Annotated in this window: 13 protein-coding genes; 5 read left to right on the plus strand and 8 right to left on the minus strand. The window is 63.1% G+C overall.

What is annotated here, in order from left to right:
- Positions 1-129: 129 nt before the first annotated feature.
- Positions 130-1,413 carry a diguanylate cyclase gene (locus UB48_RS17140; RefSeq protein ID WP_045199217.1) on the plus strand — a complete coding sequence of 428 codons (1,284 nt, stop codon included), beginning with the start codon at positions 130-132 and terminating at the stop codon, positions 1,411-1,413.
- Positions 1,414-1,534: 121 nt separating this feature from the next.
- On the plus strand, positions 1,535-3,313 hold the full coding sequence (locus tag UB48_RS17145) for an acyl-CoA dehydrogenase C-terminal domain-containing protein (RefSeq protein WP_045199219.1): 1,779 nt from the start codon (positions 1,535-1,537) through the stop codon (positions 3,311-3,313).
- A 229-nt stretch (positions 3,314-3,542) separates the two neighbouring features.
- On the opposite strand, the gene UB48_RS17150 is transcribed toward UB48_RS17145, so the two are convergent.
- Positions 3,543-4,466 carry a LysR family transcriptional regulator gene (locus tag UB48_RS17150; protein WP_045199221.1) on the minus strand — a complete coding sequence of 308 codons (924 nt, stop codon included), beginning with the start codon at positions 4,464-4,466 and terminating at the stop codon, positions 3,543-3,545.
- A gap of 102 nt (positions 4,467-4,568) precedes the next feature.
- Here UB48_RS17150 and UB48_RS17155 point away from each other — a divergent pair, with 102 nt between their 5' ends.
- The 3 genes from UB48_RS17155 to UB48_RS27380 all read left to right on the plus strand — a co-directional run bounded on the left by UB48_RS17155 (position 4,569) and on the right by UB48_RS27380 (position 6,867).
- Positions 4,569-5,267 carry an MOSC domain-containing protein gene (locus UB48_RS17155; RefSeq protein ID WP_045199223.1) on the plus strand — a complete coding sequence of 233 codons (699 nt, stop codon included), beginning with the start codon at positions 4,569-4,571 and terminating at the stop codon, positions 5,265-5,267.
- Positions 5,264-6,544, plus strand: a complete 1,281-nt coding sequence (locus UB48_RS17160; RefSeq protein WP_045199225.1) for an aspartate aminotransferase family protein — start codon at positions 5,264-5,266, stop codon at positions 6,542-6,544. The genes UB48_RS17155 and UB48_RS17160 overlap by 4 nt, the downstream gene beginning before the upstream one ends.
- A 164-nt stretch (positions 6,545-6,708) precedes the next feature.
- Positions 6,709-6,867, plus strand: a complete 159-nt coding sequence (locus UB48_RS27380; protein WP_003177654.1) for a YqaE/Pmp3 family membrane protein — start codon at positions 6,709-6,711, stop codon at positions 6,865-6,867.
- 36 nt (positions 6,868-6,903) lie between these two features.
- On the opposite strand, the gene UB48_RS17170 is transcribed toward UB48_RS27380, so the two are convergent.
- The 7 genes from UB48_RS17170 to pqqF all read right to left on the minus strand — a co-directional run bounded on the left by UB48_RS17170 (position 6,904) and on the right by pqqF (position 14,430).
- Positions 6,904-8,742 (minus strand): S9 family peptidase, encoded by a 1,839-nt coding sequence (locus UB48_RS17170; protein WP_045199230.1) that lies wholly within the window; start codon positions 8,740-8,742, stop codon positions 6,904-6,906.
- Positions 8,708-9,868, minus strand: coding sequence for a pyrroloquinoline quinone biosynthesis protein PqqE (gene pqqE / locus UB48_RS17175; RefSeq protein WP_045199232.1), 1,161 nt, complete (start codon positions 9,866-9,868; stop codon positions 8,708-8,710). The genes UB48_RS17170 and pqqE overlap by 35 nt, the downstream gene beginning before the upstream one ends.
- On the minus strand, positions 9,840-10,115 hold the full coding sequence (gene pqqD / locus UB48_RS17180) for a pyrroloquinoline quinone biosynthesis peptide chaperone PqqD (protein ID WP_045199234.1): 276 nt from the start codon (positions 10,113-10,115) through the stop codon (positions 9,840-9,842). The genes pqqE and pqqD overlap by 29 nt, the downstream gene beginning before the upstream one ends.
- On the minus strand, positions 10,112-10,867 hold the full coding sequence (gene pqqC, locus UB48_RS17185; protein WP_045199236.1) for a pyrroloquinoline-quinone synthase PqqC: 756 nt from the start codon (positions 10,865-10,867) through the stop codon (positions 10,112-10,114). Before pqqC ends, pqqD begins: the two co-directional genes overlap by 4 nt.
- 8 nt (positions 10,868-10,875) lie before the next feature.
- A complete protein-coding gene (gene pqqB / locus UB48_RS17190; RefSeq protein ID WP_045199237.1) occupies positions 10,876-11,787 on the minus strand; it encodes a pyrroloquinoline quinone biosynthesis protein PqqB in 912 nt (303 codons plus the stop codon).
- A gap of 67 nt (positions 11,788-11,854) precedes the next feature.
- Positions 11,855-11,926 (minus strand): pyrroloquinoline quinone precursor peptide PqqA, encoded by a 72-nt coding sequence (gene pqqA / locus UB48_RS27385; protein ID WP_008365141.1) that lies wholly within the window; start codon positions 11,924-11,926, stop codon positions 11,855-11,857.
- A gap of 167 nt (positions 11,927-12,093) precedes the next feature.
- Entirely contained in the window at positions 12,094-14,430 is a 2,337-nt protein-coding gene (gene pqqF / locus UB48_RS17195) for a pyrroloquinoline quinone biosynthesis protein PqqF (protein WP_045199239.1), read from the minus strand.
- Positions 14,431-14,439 lie beyond the last annotated feature (9 nt).

Below are 14,439 nucleotides of genomic sequence, written 5' to 3' on the forward strand. Positions count from 1 at the left end.
GGGGCAAGCCCGCTCCCACCCAGCCCACCCCATCCAGCCATCCCCACCAAGCGCATTCATCTATTCATGTGCGCTGCCGATACATTAAGGCACAATGCCATTATTGATCTGCCGGGTCGGAGATTACCCTTGTTTCGTTTATCCGCTGTACGCCTGAGCCACTTCCTGCCATCAGTCTGTTTGCTGGTGTCGGGGCTCGCGGCCGCTTATGTGAGAGACCTCAGCGTCTTTTTCACCTCACTGTTCAATGTCCTGCCTACTCTGGTCCTGTTGCTCGGCGGCGCCTATTGCGCCGTGTACCGTCGTCAGCGCGAACTGTTTCTGATGCTCACGGTGTACATCGCCTACTTTCTCCTCGACACCCAGACCGACTTCTACCGCGACAACGGTCGCGTGCGCGAAGACGCGGCGGTGGTGTTCCACCTGGTTTGCCTGCTGTTGCCGCTGATGTTTGCCCTGTATGGCGCCTGGCAGGAGCGTACCCATCTGTTTCAGGACATGGTCGCGCGCTTCGCCGTACTGCTGGCCGTGGGCAGCGTCGCCCTGGGCCTGGAGCAGAGTTTCCCCCAGGCACTGCTGAGCTGGCTGGCGGAGATCCGCTGGCCATCGCTGCACGGCCAGTGGATGAGCCTGATCCAGCTGGCCTACCCGGTGTTCTTCTGCGCCTTCATCCTGCTGGTGGTGCAGTACCTGCGCCAGCCACGGCCGTTGCATGCCGCGCAGTTGATCGGCCTGATCGGTATCTTCTGGATGCTGCCCAAGACTTTTATCCTGCCGTTCACCCTGAACATCATGTGCAGCCAGGTGATGCTGATGATTGCCGCAGCGGTGTCCCACGAGGCTTATCAGATGGCCTTCCGCGATGAGCTGACCGGCTTGCCCGGCCGCCGCGCGCTCAACGAACGCATGCAGCGCCTGGGGCGCAACTATGTGCTGGCGATGACCGACGTCGACCACTTCAAGAAATTCAACGACACCCATGGCCACGACGTCGGTGACCAGGTGTTGCGCCTGGTGGCCAGCAAGCTGTCCAAAGTTACCGGCGGTGGTCGGGCCTATCGCTATGGCGGTGAGGAATTTGCCGTGGTGTTCGCCGGCAAGAGCATCGAGGAGTGCATGCCGCACCTTGAGGCCGTGCGCGAGGTGATCGCCAACTACAACATCCAATTGCGCAATCAGGACAGCCGCCCCCAGGACGACCAGCAAGGGCGCCAGCGCCGCGGTGCGTCGGCGGCCTCAAGCGTTTCGGTGACCATCAGTATCGGCGTCAGCGAGCGTCTGGCCGATCATCGCTCACCCGACGAAGTGCTCAAGTCCGCCGACCAGGCCTTGTACAGCGCCAAAGGTGCCGGGCGTAACTGTGTCGTCGCCTACGGTGTACAGGCCAAGCGTGGTGCCGTACGCATGGCGTGACCGAAATAGACTATACAGTCGCCAGATGACCCTATGTGTCACAAAAGTTGTTCGGTTACACTGCTTGCATAACAGTGATGCGGCCTACGGGCCGTCCCCGACTCTAGTGTGAGAGGTAGCCATGGCTGACTATAAAGCGCCCCTGCGCGATATGCGCTTCGTCCTCAATGAAGTCTTCGAGGTGTCCAGGCTCTGGGCGCAGTTGCCGGGCCTGGCCGAAGTGGTCGACGAAGAGACCGCGCTGGCGGTGCTCGAAGAAGCCGGCAAGGTCACCAGCAAGAGCATCGCGCCGCTGAGCCGCAGCGCCGATGAAGAAGGCTGCCACTGGGACAACGGTGCGGTGAGCACCCCGGCCGGCTTCATCGAGGCCTACCAGACCTACGCCGAAGGCGGCTGGGTGGGCGTCGGTGGCGACCCGGCCTACGGCGGCATGGGCATGCCCAAGGTGATATCGGCCCAGGTCGAGGAGATGGTCAACTCGTCCAGCCTGGCGTTCGGCCTGTACCCGATGCTGACTGCCGGTGCCTGCCTGTCGATCAACGCCCACGCCAGTGAAGAGCTCAAGGAAAAGTACCTGCCGAACATGTACGCCGGTATCTGGGCCGGCTCCATGTGCCTGACCGAGCCGCACGCCGGCACCGACCTGGGCATCATCCGCACCAAGGCCGAGCCTCAGGCGGACGGCAGCTACAAGGTCAGCGGCACGAAGATCTTCATCACCGGTGGCGAGCACGACCTCACCGAGAACATCATCCACCTGGTGCTGGCCAAGCTGCCGGACGCCCCTGCCGGGCCGAAGGGCATTTCCCTGTTCCTGGTACCGAAGGTCCTGGTCAATGCCGATGGCAGCCTGGGCGCGCGCAACCCGGCCACTTGCGGCTCGATCGAGCACAAGATGGGCATCCAGGCCTCGGCCACCTGCGTGATGAACTTCGATGAAGCGGTCGGTTACCTGGTCGGCGAGCCGAACAAGGGCCTGGCGGCGATGTTCACCATGATGAACTACGAGCGCCTGGGCGTTGGTATCCAGGGCCTGGCCTCGGCCGAGCGCTCCTACCAGAACGCCATCGAATATGCCCGCGACCGCCTGCAGAGCCGCTCGCCAACCGGCCCGCAAGCCAAGGACAAGGTCGCCGACCCGATCATCGTCCACCCTGATGTGCGGCGCATGCTGCTGACCATGAAGGCCCTCAACGAAGGGGGTCGTGCGTTCTCCACCTATGTGGCGATGCAGCTCGATACTGCCAAGTTCAGCGAAGACGCCCAGACCCGCAAGCGCGGTGAAGACCTGGTGGCCTTGCTGACGCCGGTGGCCAAGGCATTTCTCACCGACCTCGGACTGGAGTCGGCGGTGCATGGCCAGCAAGTGTTCGGTGGCCACGGTTACATTCGTGAGTGGGGCCAGGAGCAACTGGTGCGCGATGTGCGCATCACCCAGATCTACGAAGGCACCAACGGCATCCAGGCCCTCGACCTGATGGGGCGCAAGGTGGTTGGTAGCGGCGGCGCGCTGTACAAGTTGTTCGCCGACGAGATCCGCCACTTCACCGCCAGTGCTGGCAGCGAGCTGGGCGAATTCGTCAAACCGCTGAATGCCGCCCTCGACAACCTCGACGACCTGACCGCCTGGGTGCTCGACCGGGCCAAGAGCAACCCGAATGAAATCGGCGCGGCGTCTGTTGAATACCTGCAGGCGTTTGGCTATACCGCTTATGCCTACATGTGGGCATTGATGGCCCGTACCGCCCTGGCCAAACAGGGTGAGGACGACTTCTACGCCAGCAAGCTGGGCACCGCACGCTTCTATTTCGCCCGTTTGCTGCCGCGGATTCACTCGCTGAGCGCTTCGGTCAAAGCCGGTAGCGAGTCGCTGTACCTGCTGGATGCGGCGCAGTTTTAAGCGTAATGGTTGTTTGTAAGCATTCTCTTACATGACGTGGTGACTTTTCGCCTCTATCGGAAGATTGGATCCACAGTTAATCTTCTCACATGGACGTAGCGCAGGAAGCGCAAAGTACAGAACACGGACACGAAGGATTCCTGCCAGGATGGCGGGGCGAAAAGGATGTCAGGGAAACAGTCTGCAAAGCCCCGCTTCGGCGGGGTTTTCTTTTGCCTGCGATTTGACCTCAGCCCAGTACATCCAGCGGCGACACGCCGATCTGGCGCGGGTCGGCTTCTTCTTCCAGCAGGTTGCGCAGCAACTCCACCGAGGCTTGCTGGCGCTGCGCATCGCGAAACACCAGGCCGATCTTCAGCGGCACCCGTGGTTCGCTCAATGGCTTCCACAGCAAGTCCTGGTCATCTTCGACCACTTCCTTGGCGCGCCCGGGCAGTACCGTTGCCAGCGAGGTGTGCGCGAGGCTGTCGAGAATCCCGCCCATGTTGTTCATTTCCGCCTGCACTTGCGGGCGCCGGCCGAGGTTGGCCAGTTGCGACTGCCAGATCTGCCGCACCTGAAATTCTTCGCCGAGCAGCAGCATCGGCAATTCGGCGGCCTGCTTGAGCGATACCTTCTTGAATTCGCGCAAGGGGTGGGTGTTGGGGATGACCAGTTGCAGCTCGTCTTCGTACAGTAACAGCCCATGCAGGCCGGGCTGGCGCGGCGGCAGGTAGCTGATGCCGATGTCCAGGCTGCCATTGAGCAGGCGCCGCTCGATCTCCAGCCCCGAGAGCTCATAGATCTGCACCACCAGATGCGGCTGCGCCTTGCGCACCCGGTCTAGCAGTTGCGGCACCAGGCTTGGCCGCACGGTTTGCAGCACGCCGATGGCCAAGGTGCGCAACGACTGGCCCTTGAAATTGCGCAGGGCCTCCCGGGCCCGCTGCAGGCCATCGAGCAAGGGCAGGGCGTGGTTGTACAGGGTGTGCGCGGCCAGGGTCGGCAGCAGGCGCTTGTTGCCGCGCTCGAACAGGCTGACATCGAGGTTCTGTTCAAGCTGGCGGATCTGCTGTGACAGCGCCGGTTGCGACAGCGACAAGCGCTCGGCGGCCCGGCCGACGTGGCCCTCTTCATACACCGCGACGAAATAACGCAGTTGGCGAAAATCCATAACTGATACTTATCAAAAATGCTCGAAAAACCAAATGGCCGTTAGCCGCCAAGAAGCCTAGTCTATCCCGTATTCACAAGGTTTACAGGGCCAGAAGGCGCGATGAATACCGTGTATGTGGATGGCGTTTACATAGGCAAGGCAAAAAACCTCGGGCATGGCTTGTTGACTGATATCGATAAGCAGGAGGTTGCAAGACGCTTGTGGTTATGGCCGCAAGGGTTGGGTAACGACGAACACGGCGACCCACGCTTTCATACCGGCCCCGAACGGGCCTTGCACCACTACCCGGCCGAGCATTACGCCTGGTGGCGGCAACGTTATCCACAGATCGACTGGCGCGCCCCGGGTTTTGGCGAAAACCTCTCGACCCACGGCCTGGATGAACATCAGGTATGCCTGGGCGACATGTTCCGCTGGGGCGGGGCGCTGCTGCAGATCAGCCAGCCGCGTTCACCGTGCTATCGCCTGAGCCATCGCTGGGGTTTGCCGAACCTGCCGCAACAGGCCCAGGACAGTGGCCGCTGTGGCTGGTTCTACCGGGTGCTCAGGCCTGGTTTCGTCAGCGCCGACGAGCCTTTTGAACTGATTCAACGCAGTTATCCGGGCCTGACCGTGGCCTGGGCGCTACGCACTTTTTACCGTGAACCTCTGGAGCATGCAGGTTTGAAAAAGCTGGTGGATTGTCCGGCCCTCTCGTCTCGCTGGCGCGATATCGCCATCAAACGCATGCGCACCGGTCAGGTCGAAGACTGGACCGCGCGTTTGCTTGGCCTGCCGCTTGAGGGGCTGCGCGCATGAACCTGTTCAACCTGCGCCGCCCGGCTCCGGTCGTGGCCGAGCGCAAGATCGCTCCTGCCGTTAATCAACCTGTAGACGCCCAGTCGCGTGAATACCTGATGCCAGCGGTAGCGCGTGCTCCCCAGGTGTTCGTCCGCGGCCAGGGCTCGTGGTTGTGGGACAGCGAAGGCCATGCGTATCTGGACTTCACCCAGGGCTGTGCAGTCAACAGCCTCGGCCACAGCCCCAGCGTGCTGGTCAAAGCCTTGGGCAGCCAGGCCCAGGCGCTGATCAATCCGGGTGCCGGTTTTCATAACCGCGGCCTGTTGAATCTGGTCAACCAACTGTGCGAAAGCACTGGTAGCGATCAGGCCTATCTGCTCAACAGCGGCGCCGAAGCCTGTGAAGGGGCGATCAAGCTGGCGCGCAAATGGGGCCAGCTGCATCGCAACGGCGCCTTCCACATCATCACCGCCAGCCAGAGCTGCCATGGCCGCAGCCTGGGCGCGCTGTCGGCTTCCGACCCGTCGCCGTGCAATCGTTGCGAGCCGGGGTTGCCGGGCTTCAGCAAGGTGCCTTTCAACGACCTTGAAGCGCTGCACGCGGCGGTCGACTCGCGCACCGTGGCGATCATGCTCGAACCGATCCAGGGCGAAGCCGGGGTGATTCCGGCGACCCAGGCGTACCTGCAGGGCGTCGAGCGGCTGTGCCGCGAGCTGGGCATCCTGCTGATTCTCGATGAAGTGCAGACCGGCGTCGGCCGCTGCGGGGCGATGCTCGCCGAACAGCTGTACGGCGTGCGTGCCGATATTCTCACCCTCGGCAAGGGCCTGGGTGGCGGCGTGCCCTTGGCGGCCCTGCTGGCCCGTGGCAGCGCCTGCTGCGCCGCGCCCGGCGAGCTGGAAGGCAGTCACCATGGCAATGCACTGATGACTGCGGCAGGCCTGGCGGTATTGCAGACCGTGCTGGAGGTGGGCTTCTTCGAGCATGTGCAAGATTCCGGGCGGCACCTGCGCGATGGCCTGAGCCGGTTGGCCGGCCGCTATGGCCAGGTCGAGGTGCGTGGCCAGGGGCTGCTCTGGGCGCTGCAACTGAGCGAAGACAATGCGGGTGAGCTGGTCCAGGCTGCCTTGCACGAAGGCCTGCTGCTCAATGCCCCGCAAGCCGACGTGTTGCGCTTTTCGCCGGCACTGACGGTGAGCAAGGGCAACATCGACGAAATGCTGTTGCGCCTGGCCCGGGCCTTTGCCCGCGTGCATGCCGCGCAGCAGAACCAGCGACGCGAGGCCACGGCCTGATCAATACATCGCGTTAACGAATTTTCCGAACCGTCTCGCGTTCCTGCGCATCGCCCCGGGCCTGTTGTTTTTGGCTTGGGGCGTTTTTTTGTCTGCTGCCAACGAGTGGAACCCTGGTGCCGCGCTAGAGTCAGTTCTAGTACATCTTTGAAGGGAGCTGCCCAATGGATTTTATTCGCATCATCATCGCCATTCTCCTGCCGCCGCTGGGTGTGTTCCTGCAGGTCGGCTTCGGCGGCGCCTTCTGGCTGAACATCCTGCTGACGTTGCTGGGGTACATTCCGGGCATCGTGCATGCGGTGTATATCATCGCCAAGCGGTGAGGCCAATCGCGGGTCAAGTCGGGTCGCGATAGCGATCTAACTGCCCTCCAGCACCCGCCGATAGAACTTCCATTCCTCTTCCAGCGCATGCGCCAGGTTGCTCGCGGTACGAAAACCGTGACGCTCCGATGGGTAGAAATGCCCTTCGGCGCGAATGCCGTTGGCTTTCAATGCATCCAGCATCGAACGGGTCTGTTCCGGCACCACCACGGCATCCAGCTCACCCTGGAAGAAGATCACCGGCACCTTGATGTTGGCGGCGTGCAGCAACGGCGTGCGCTGCTGGTAACGTTCGGCGTCGACTACCGGGTCGCCGATCAGCCAGTCCAGGTAATCGCCTTCGAATTTGTGCGTGGCACGGGCCAGCGCCTGCGGGTCGCTGACGCCGTAGAGGCTGGCACCGGCGCGGAATACATCATGGAACGCCAGGGCACAGAGGGTGGTGTAGCCGCCAGCGCTGCCGCCACGGATGAACGCGCGCTGCGGGTCGATCAGCTTGCGTTCGGCCAGGTGCCTGACCACGGCGCAGGCATCTTCGACGTCAATCTCGCCCCAGCGCAGGTGCAGGGCCTGGCGATAGTCGCGGCCATAGCTGCTGCTGCCTCGGTAATTGAGGTCGGCCACGGCAAAACCGCGCTGGGCCCAGTACTGGATGCGCGGGTCGAGCACCGGGTAGCAGGCCGAGGTCGGCCCGCCATGGATGAACACCAGCAGTGGCGGCTGCGCCTCACCGTTCATGGCCGGGTAGAAGAAACCATGAGCGAAACCATCGCCACTGGGGTAGCGCAGGGCCTGCGGGCGGCTGATGCGTTCGGCCGGCAGCGGCAAGGCACCGCCTGCCAACACCTGCACCTGATGGTTCTGGCGGTTGATGGCGATAACCGCAGGTGGGCTGATGGCCGACGCGGCAATGGCATAGATGTGCTGCTCGTCGAGATCTAGGCAGCGGAAGCGGTTGTAGTTCGCGCTGTAGTCTTCTACCGAACCGTCGGCATGACAGATGCCTAAACGACTGAAGCCGTTTTCGAACCAGCTGGCCAGGTAGTGTTGCTGATCCAGCGCCAGCCAGGTGCTGGCGCCCAGTTGCCAGGGCGCGCCGGCATGGTCTGCAGCGGCGGCCGGCAATGCGCTCCAGCCTGCGGCGGTTTCGCCCCAGGGTTGCCAATAACCGTTGCGGTCGGACAGGCAATACAAGCGGCCGCCGGCATCAAAATGTGGTTGCTGCAGGGACTGTTGCGGGCCTTGTTCACCGGCGATACAGCGCGGTGTGCTCCAGCGGCCATCGGCCTGGCGCTGGCAACAGAGCAAGCGGGTTGCGGTCCATGGTTGCTCGGGGCGGCTCCATTCTATCCAGGCCAGGCGCGAGCCATTGGCGCTGAGGGTGGGCGCGGCGTAGAAGTCGGCGCCTTCGGCCAGTACTTCACGGCTGCCCTTGGCAATGGCCACCAGGCGATGCTCGACCGCTCCGGGTCCATGGCTTTCTTCCACTGCCAGCACCTGGCCATTGGCCCAGCGCAGATCGCCGTAACGTTTGACGCCCTCAGTCAGAGGTTGCGGCGATCCGCCGTCGAGGTTCTGGGAGTAGAGCTGTTGGTCGGCCTCGTTGACAAACACCAGGCCATCGTCGCTCAGGCAGAAGCTGCCGCCACCGTACTCATACACCCGGCTGCGCACGCTGAAGCCATTGGGCGTCAGGCAGCGGGCCTGGCCATCGCGCCAGTGCCAGATCCGGCAGGCGCCGTCGCTGGGGCGAAACTCATTCCAGAACAGGCCCTGGGTGGCAACCCGAAGCTCGGCAAAATCGGTACCGGCGGCGACCGCCTGTTCGGCGCTGAAACGCTCAGCCGCGGACAATGACACGGGAGTTTCGCTCATTACGGAAGGTCAGCTCATCGATGGTCTGGTGGGCATGCTCGGCGTCTTCACGCGCCTTGAGGATGATGCCGTGTTCAGCCGACTTGGCGCAAACCGGGTCGGCATTGCTGGCATCGCCGGTCAGCATGAAGGCCTGGCAGCGGCAGCCACCGAAGTCTTTCTCTTTTTCGTCGCAGGAGCGGCACGGTTCGGGCATCCAGTCATAACCACGGAAGCGGTTGAAGCCGAACGAGTCGTACCAGATGTGCTGCATGCTGTGCTCGCGCACATTGGGAAACTGCACCGGTAACTGCCGGGCGCCATGGCAGGGCAGGGCGGTGCCGTCCGGGGTGACGGTGAGGAACACGCTGCCCCAGCCGTTCATGCAGGCCTTGGGGCGCTCTTCGTAATAGTCCGGGGTGACGAAGATCAGCTTGCACGGGTTACCGGCGGCCTGCAGTTTGGCCCGGTACTCGTTGGTGATGCGCTCGGCGCGTTCTAGCTGGGCGCGGGTTGGCAGCAGGCCGACGCGGTTCAGGTGCGCCCAGCCATAGAACTGACAAGTGGCCAGTTCAACGAAGTCGGCTTCCAGGGCCACGCACAGCTCGATGATGCGGTCGATCTTGTCGATATTGTGCCGATGGGTGACGAAGTTCAGCACCATCGGGTAGCCATGGGCTTTTACCGCGCGGGCCATTTCCAGCTTTTGCGCGAAGGCCTTCTTCGAGCCGGCCAGCAGGTTGTTCACCTGCTCGTCGCTGGCCTGGAAGCTGATCTGGATATGGTCCAGCCCGGCCTCTTTGAAGGCGGCGATCTTCTGCTCGGTGAGGCCGATGCCGGAGGTGATAAGGTTGGTGTAGTAACCCAGGCGCCGGCCCTCGCCGATCAGTTCGGCAAGGTCCTGGCGCACCAGCGGCTCACCGCCGGAAAAACCCAGTTGCGCGGCGCCCATTTCCCGCGCTTCGGCCATCACCTTGAACCACTGCGCGGTGCTCAGCTCCTGGCCCTGGGCGGCGAAGTCCAGGGGGTTGGAGCAGTACGGGCACTGCAGCGGGCAACGGTAGGTCAGCTCGGCGAGCAGCCACAGCGGCAGGCCGACGTCAGGTTTTGCCGGCAATTCAGGCAAGGCTGATCCAGTGTTCGGCACGGGCCACCTCCATGAACTGCTCGATGTCGTCACCAAGTTCAGGTACGCCAGGGAACTGCTTGTCCAGCTCGGCGATGATCGCGGCGACGTCACGCTGGCCGTCGATCAGCCCGCCGATCAGCGCAGCGCTGTCGTTGAGCTTGATCATTCCTTCCGGGTACAACAGCACATGGCCCTTTTGCGCCGGCTCGTACTGGAAGCGATAGCCCGGGCGCCAGGCCGGAACTTGCGCGCGATTAAAACTCATAGGGCGATTCCTTTGTGCCAGACCCTTTCGCTGGTGACACTGTGATAGGGCGGGCGGTTCAGTTCGTAAGCCATGCTCATGGCATCGAGCATGCTCCAGAGGATGTCCAGCTTGAACTGCAGGATCTCCAGCATGCGCTGCTGGCCTTCAACTGTAGTGTAGTGCTGCAGGGTAATCGCCAGCCCATGCTCGACGTCACGCCGGGCCTGGCCCAGGCGGGTGCGGAAGTACTCGTAGCCGGCCGGGTCGATCCACGGGTAGTGCTGCGGCCAGCTGTCGAGCCGCGACTGATGGATCTGCGGGGCGAACAGCTCGGTCAGCGAGCTGCTGGCGGCCTCTTGCCAGCTGGCGCGGCGGGCGAAGTTGACGTAGGCATCCACGGCAAAACGCACGCCAGGCAGCACCAGTTCCTGGGAGCGCAGCTGCTGCGGATCGAGGCCGACCGCCTGGCCCAGGCGCAGCCAGGCTTCGATGCCGCCGTCTTCGCCAGGGGCGCCGTCATGGTCGAGCAGGCGCTGAATCCACTCGCGGCGGATTTCGCGGTCCGGGCAGTTGGCCAGGATCGCGGCGTCTTTCATCGGGATGTTGACCTGGTAATAGAAACGGTTGGCCACCCAGCCCTGGATCTGCTCGCGGCTCGCGCGGCCTTCATACATCGCCACATGGTAGGGGTGATGAATGTGGTAATAGGCACCCTTGGCGCGCAGGGCCTGTTCGAATTCGGCGGGGGACAGCGGTTTGGCGTCGCTCATGTCGGCTCCTAGAGGGTGATGCTCATGCCGTCGAAGGCCACTTCGACGCCGCGGCGTACGCATTCGGCGCGTTCGGCCGAGTCCTCATCAAGAATCGGGTTGGTGTTGTTGATGTGGATAAGCACCTTGCGCTGGCGCGGGAAGCCTTCCAGCACCTCGAGCATGCCGCCCGGGCCGTTTTGCGCCAGGTGGCCCATCTCGCGGCCGGTGCGGGTACCGACACCGCGGCGCTGCATTTCATCATCCTCCCAGAGGGTGCCGTCGACCAGCAGGCAGTCGGCGTCGCTCATCATCTGCAACAATTTGCCGTCGACCTGGCCCAGGCCCGGGGCGTAGAACAGCTTGCCGCCGGTGCGCAGGTCTTCGACCATCAGCCCGAGGTTGTCACCCGGGTGTGGGTCGAAGCGGTGCGGAGAGTAGGGCGGTGCGGCGCTACGCAGCGGGAAGGGGGTGAAGCGCAGGTTCGGACAGGCATCGATGACGAAGCTGCCTTCGAGCTCGATGCGCTGCCACTGCAGGCCACCGTTCCAGTGGCTGAGCATGGTGAACAGCGGGAAACCAGTGCTCAGGTCCTGATGGACCATGTCGGTGCACCAGACCTGGTGCGGGCAGCCTTCGCGCAGGCTGAGCAGGCCGGTGGTGTGGTCGATCTGGCTGTCGAGCAGGACGATGGCATTGATGCCGGTGTCGCGCAGGGCGCGGGCCGGCTGCATCGGGGCAAAGCTTTGCAGCTGTGCGCGGATGTCCGGCGAGGCGTTGCACAGCACCCAGTGGATGCCGTCGTCAGACAGGGCAATCGATGACTGGGTGCGCGCCGTGGCGCGCAGGCTGCCGTCGCGAAAGCCTTTGCAGTTGGCGCAGTTGCAGTTCCACTGGGGAAAACCGCCACCGGCGGCGGAACCTAGAATCTGGATGTACATGGCCACTCCTGCCGCGTCCTGAAATAAAAACGCCCCGGCGGGCCGAGGCGTTGTACCGCAAGCAGGTTCAGCGGCTTGCGAAATACATGGTCACTTCAAAGCCGATACGCAGGTCAGTGTAAGCAGGTTTGGTCCACATGGGATTACTCCTTCCGGATAGGTCTGGGGGTTGTCAGCTACTTATTTAGTCCACCCTCCAGGTGAGGGGTTCCATAGCCAAGATTGCGCTATCTTACTAAAAAAATACGAACCGAATGGTTAAATCTGAGATAAACGCCATTACCGGGACGGTAAGAATCGCCTGCATCAGTGCCAGTTTTCGCTGGGCACCGGGCCGTTGACCAGGCACAGCCAGCCGTGTTCGGCCTGGCTTACCTGGCGGGTCAGGTGCTGCAGTTGCGGCGTTTCGACCGCCAGGATCGCCGCTTGCAGATCGCTCAACTGCGGCTGGCGATGGCCGGCCAGATGCGCCTGCCAGGCCCATTCGGCCACCTCGTTGTTGGTCATCGCCGCTTCGTCGAACTGGGCGGCGAGGGCCTGTTTATCTGCAGGGTTGCAGCTCAGTGTGGCGGGCAGGTTATCGAGCAATGCCTGGATGTGCCCGATGATCTCGGTATGGCTGGCCGATGGCGACTGCACGCCAAGCAACAGGCCGTTGCAGCCCTCGATCTGTCGGAAGGCGCTGAATACCGCGTAGCCCAGGTTCAGTTCGACCCGCAGGCGCTGATAGAAAGGCCCTTGTAGCTGCTGGGCAAACAGCCGGCCTGCGGCTTGGTCCTCGATCGGGCAGAACAGCAGCAAGGCCTGTTCACTGGCCGCTGGCGGTCGCGTTTGCCAGCGCCGCACAGGTTCGATTGTGGTCGGCAGATGCCTGCCAGCGCACCCTGGCATTGCGCTTAGGGCCTGGTTCAGCGCCGATTGCTGGCTGGCACTGAAGCCGGTCGAAAGTCCAGTCCAGGTTGAATGCTCCCACAACGCATCCAGATCGCTCTGGCTGATTATGCAGGCCGGCAAGGGCTCGTCGACGCGGCGGCCTAGTAGTTGCTCCGGCAACTGCCTGAGCAGCGCGCGGATCGGCATGGTATCAGGCCGCTCGGCAGCGCCAGTTGTCCAGCTCTGGCTGGGCGGCTGCCGCAGGATGGCCAATGCCTGTTCAATCACTGCGCCCACCACGGTGCCATTGCCGGCGCAGCGCAACTGCCAGTATTTGTCGCAGGCGCTCAATTGCACTTGCACCCCAGCCTGCGCAGCCTGTTCACTCAGGGCTTGCAGCGCCCGATCAAGTACCTGCCACAGGCGCCCACGCAAGGCTGAGGTGAGCTGCCAGCGCAGGTAGACCACACCATGCTCGCGCGACGGCGGTAGCAGGGGAGAGACAGCCAGGCCTTCGGGAACGGCGCTGACCGAGAGGGTCTGCGCCTTCACGCTCAGCAACGGATTTGCAGCGGGCAACTGCCAGGCATGGCTAGGCGGTTTTACCTGGCCGGCGAGCATTGTTTCGAGCAACTGTTCAAGCGCAGCCAAGCCTTGCGCGTCCAGCGCGTCGAAGCGTTGCCCGGTGCTGTCCTGGCGTGCCAGCTCCAGCGCGCTGGCGGCAAGTTCGCGACAACGCTGCAAGCGGGCGTATTCCTGATTGATGCTGCTCAGGTCCGCCGTGCGGAAAAACGCCAACCAGTCAGTCAACAGCGCCTGGACCTGCGTGGCATCAGCCGTGTCGTTGAGCTTGAAGCCCGCATGCAGCAGCGTCTGGCCGGCAAAGCTGTACAGCGAGGAAAACGCGAAGTGCGCCAGCCAGCCCCGCGCGCGCAAGGTCGCCGGCAAGCCGCCGGGCCGGATGTCGCTCAGCCAGGTAGCGAGAAAATCGACTGCCTGCTCAAAACCTGTGGGGAGTTGCTCGCACGGGTACAGCACATCCAGTTGCCGTTCGTTGTGCATCAACAGCGCAGCCCGGCTATAGAAGCTCGGTGGTAGCGATTGCTGCACTTTTGCCCCGCGACTGAACACCTGGCCGAAGCGATTCGCCAACGCCTGCAGTTCGTCGAGGCTTTGTGGCCCGCTCAGGCTCAAGGTGATTTGCCCGGCCTGGTAGAAGCGCTGGTGAAAGCCGCGCAACGCCGCCTGGAACGCCGGATTTTGAACCTGCAGGCTGTAGCGGTTGCCAGCCTGGAACGCGCTCAGCGGATGTTCGCTGCCCGCAGCCTGAAGCAAGGCAAACTGGTGCTGCGCTTGTGGATTGCGCGACCAGGCAATGAACTCGGCATGGATCACTTCCCGTTCGCGCACTTGCCGCTCAAGGTCGAACTGCGGCTGTGCGAGCATCTGGCACAGTCGCTCAAGCCCCCCGGCAAAAGCCGCGGGCGGTACTTCGAAAAAGAACTCGGTGCTGCGTTCACGGGTGCTGGCGTTGACCTGCCCGCCGTGGTGCTGCACATAGCGCATCAGGCCTTCGTCCAGGGCGAAGCGTTGATTGCCGAGGAAGAACAGATGCTCGAGAAAGTGTGCCAGCCCCGGCCACGCCGGTGGCGCGTCATGGCTGCCGGCCGCTACCCGCACAGCCGCCGCACAGCGTTTTAGCTGTGGTGCATGGCGCAGGGTGACCTGCAGGCCATTGGCGAGGGTCAGGTTGTGCAGGGCGCTGGGCATGACGACTCC

The sequence above is a fragment of the Pseudomonas sp. 2(2015) genome (assembly GCF_000955865.1).
Classification (GTDB): Bacteria; Pseudomonadota; Gammaproteobacteria; order Pseudomonadales; family Pseudomonadaceae; genus Aquipseudomonas.

Excerpts from the sequence above, each read along its gene's own strand:
- UB48_RS17145 (WP_045199219.1), top strand. The coding sequence starts at position 1,535 with ATGGCTGACTATAAAGCGCCCCTGCGCGATATGCGCTTCGTCCTCAAT.
- UB48_RS17150 (WP_045199221.1), bottom strand. The coding sequence starts at position 4,466 with ATGGATTTTCGCCAACTGCGTTATTTCGTCGCGGTGTATGAAGAGGGC.
- UB48_RS17155 (WP_045199223.1), top strand. The coding sequence starts at position 4,569 with ATGAATACCGTGTATGTGGATGGCGTTTACATAGGCAAGGCAAAAAAC.
- UB48_RS17160 (WP_045199225.1), top strand. The coding sequence starts at position 5,264 with ATGAACCTGTTCAACCTGCGCCGCCCGGCTCCGGTCGTGGCCGAGCGC.
- UB48_RS27380 (WP_003177654.1), top strand. The coding sequence starts at position 6,709 with ATGGATTTTATTCGCATCATCATCGCCATTCTCCTGCCGCCGCTGGGT.
- UB48_RS17170 (WP_045199230.1), bottom strand. The coding sequence starts at position 8,742 with ATGAGCGAAACTCCCGTGTCATTGTCCGCGGCTGAGCGTTTCAGCGCC.
- pqqD (WP_045199234.1), bottom strand. The coding sequence starts at position 10,115 with ATGAGTTTTAATCGCGCGCAAGTTCCGGCCTGGCGCCCGGGCTATCGC.
- pqqC (WP_045199236.1), bottom strand. The coding sequence starts at position 10,867 with ATGAGCGACGCCAAACCGCTGTCCCCCGCCGAATTCGAACAGGCCCTG.
- pqqB (WP_045199237.1), bottom strand. The coding sequence starts at position 11,787 with ATGTACATCCAGATTCTAGGTTCCGCCGCCGGTGGCGGTTTTCCCCAG.
- pqqF (WP_045199239.1), bottom strand. The coding sequence starts at position 14,430 with ATGCCCAGCGCCCTGCACAACCTGACCCTCGCCAATGGCCTGCAGGTC.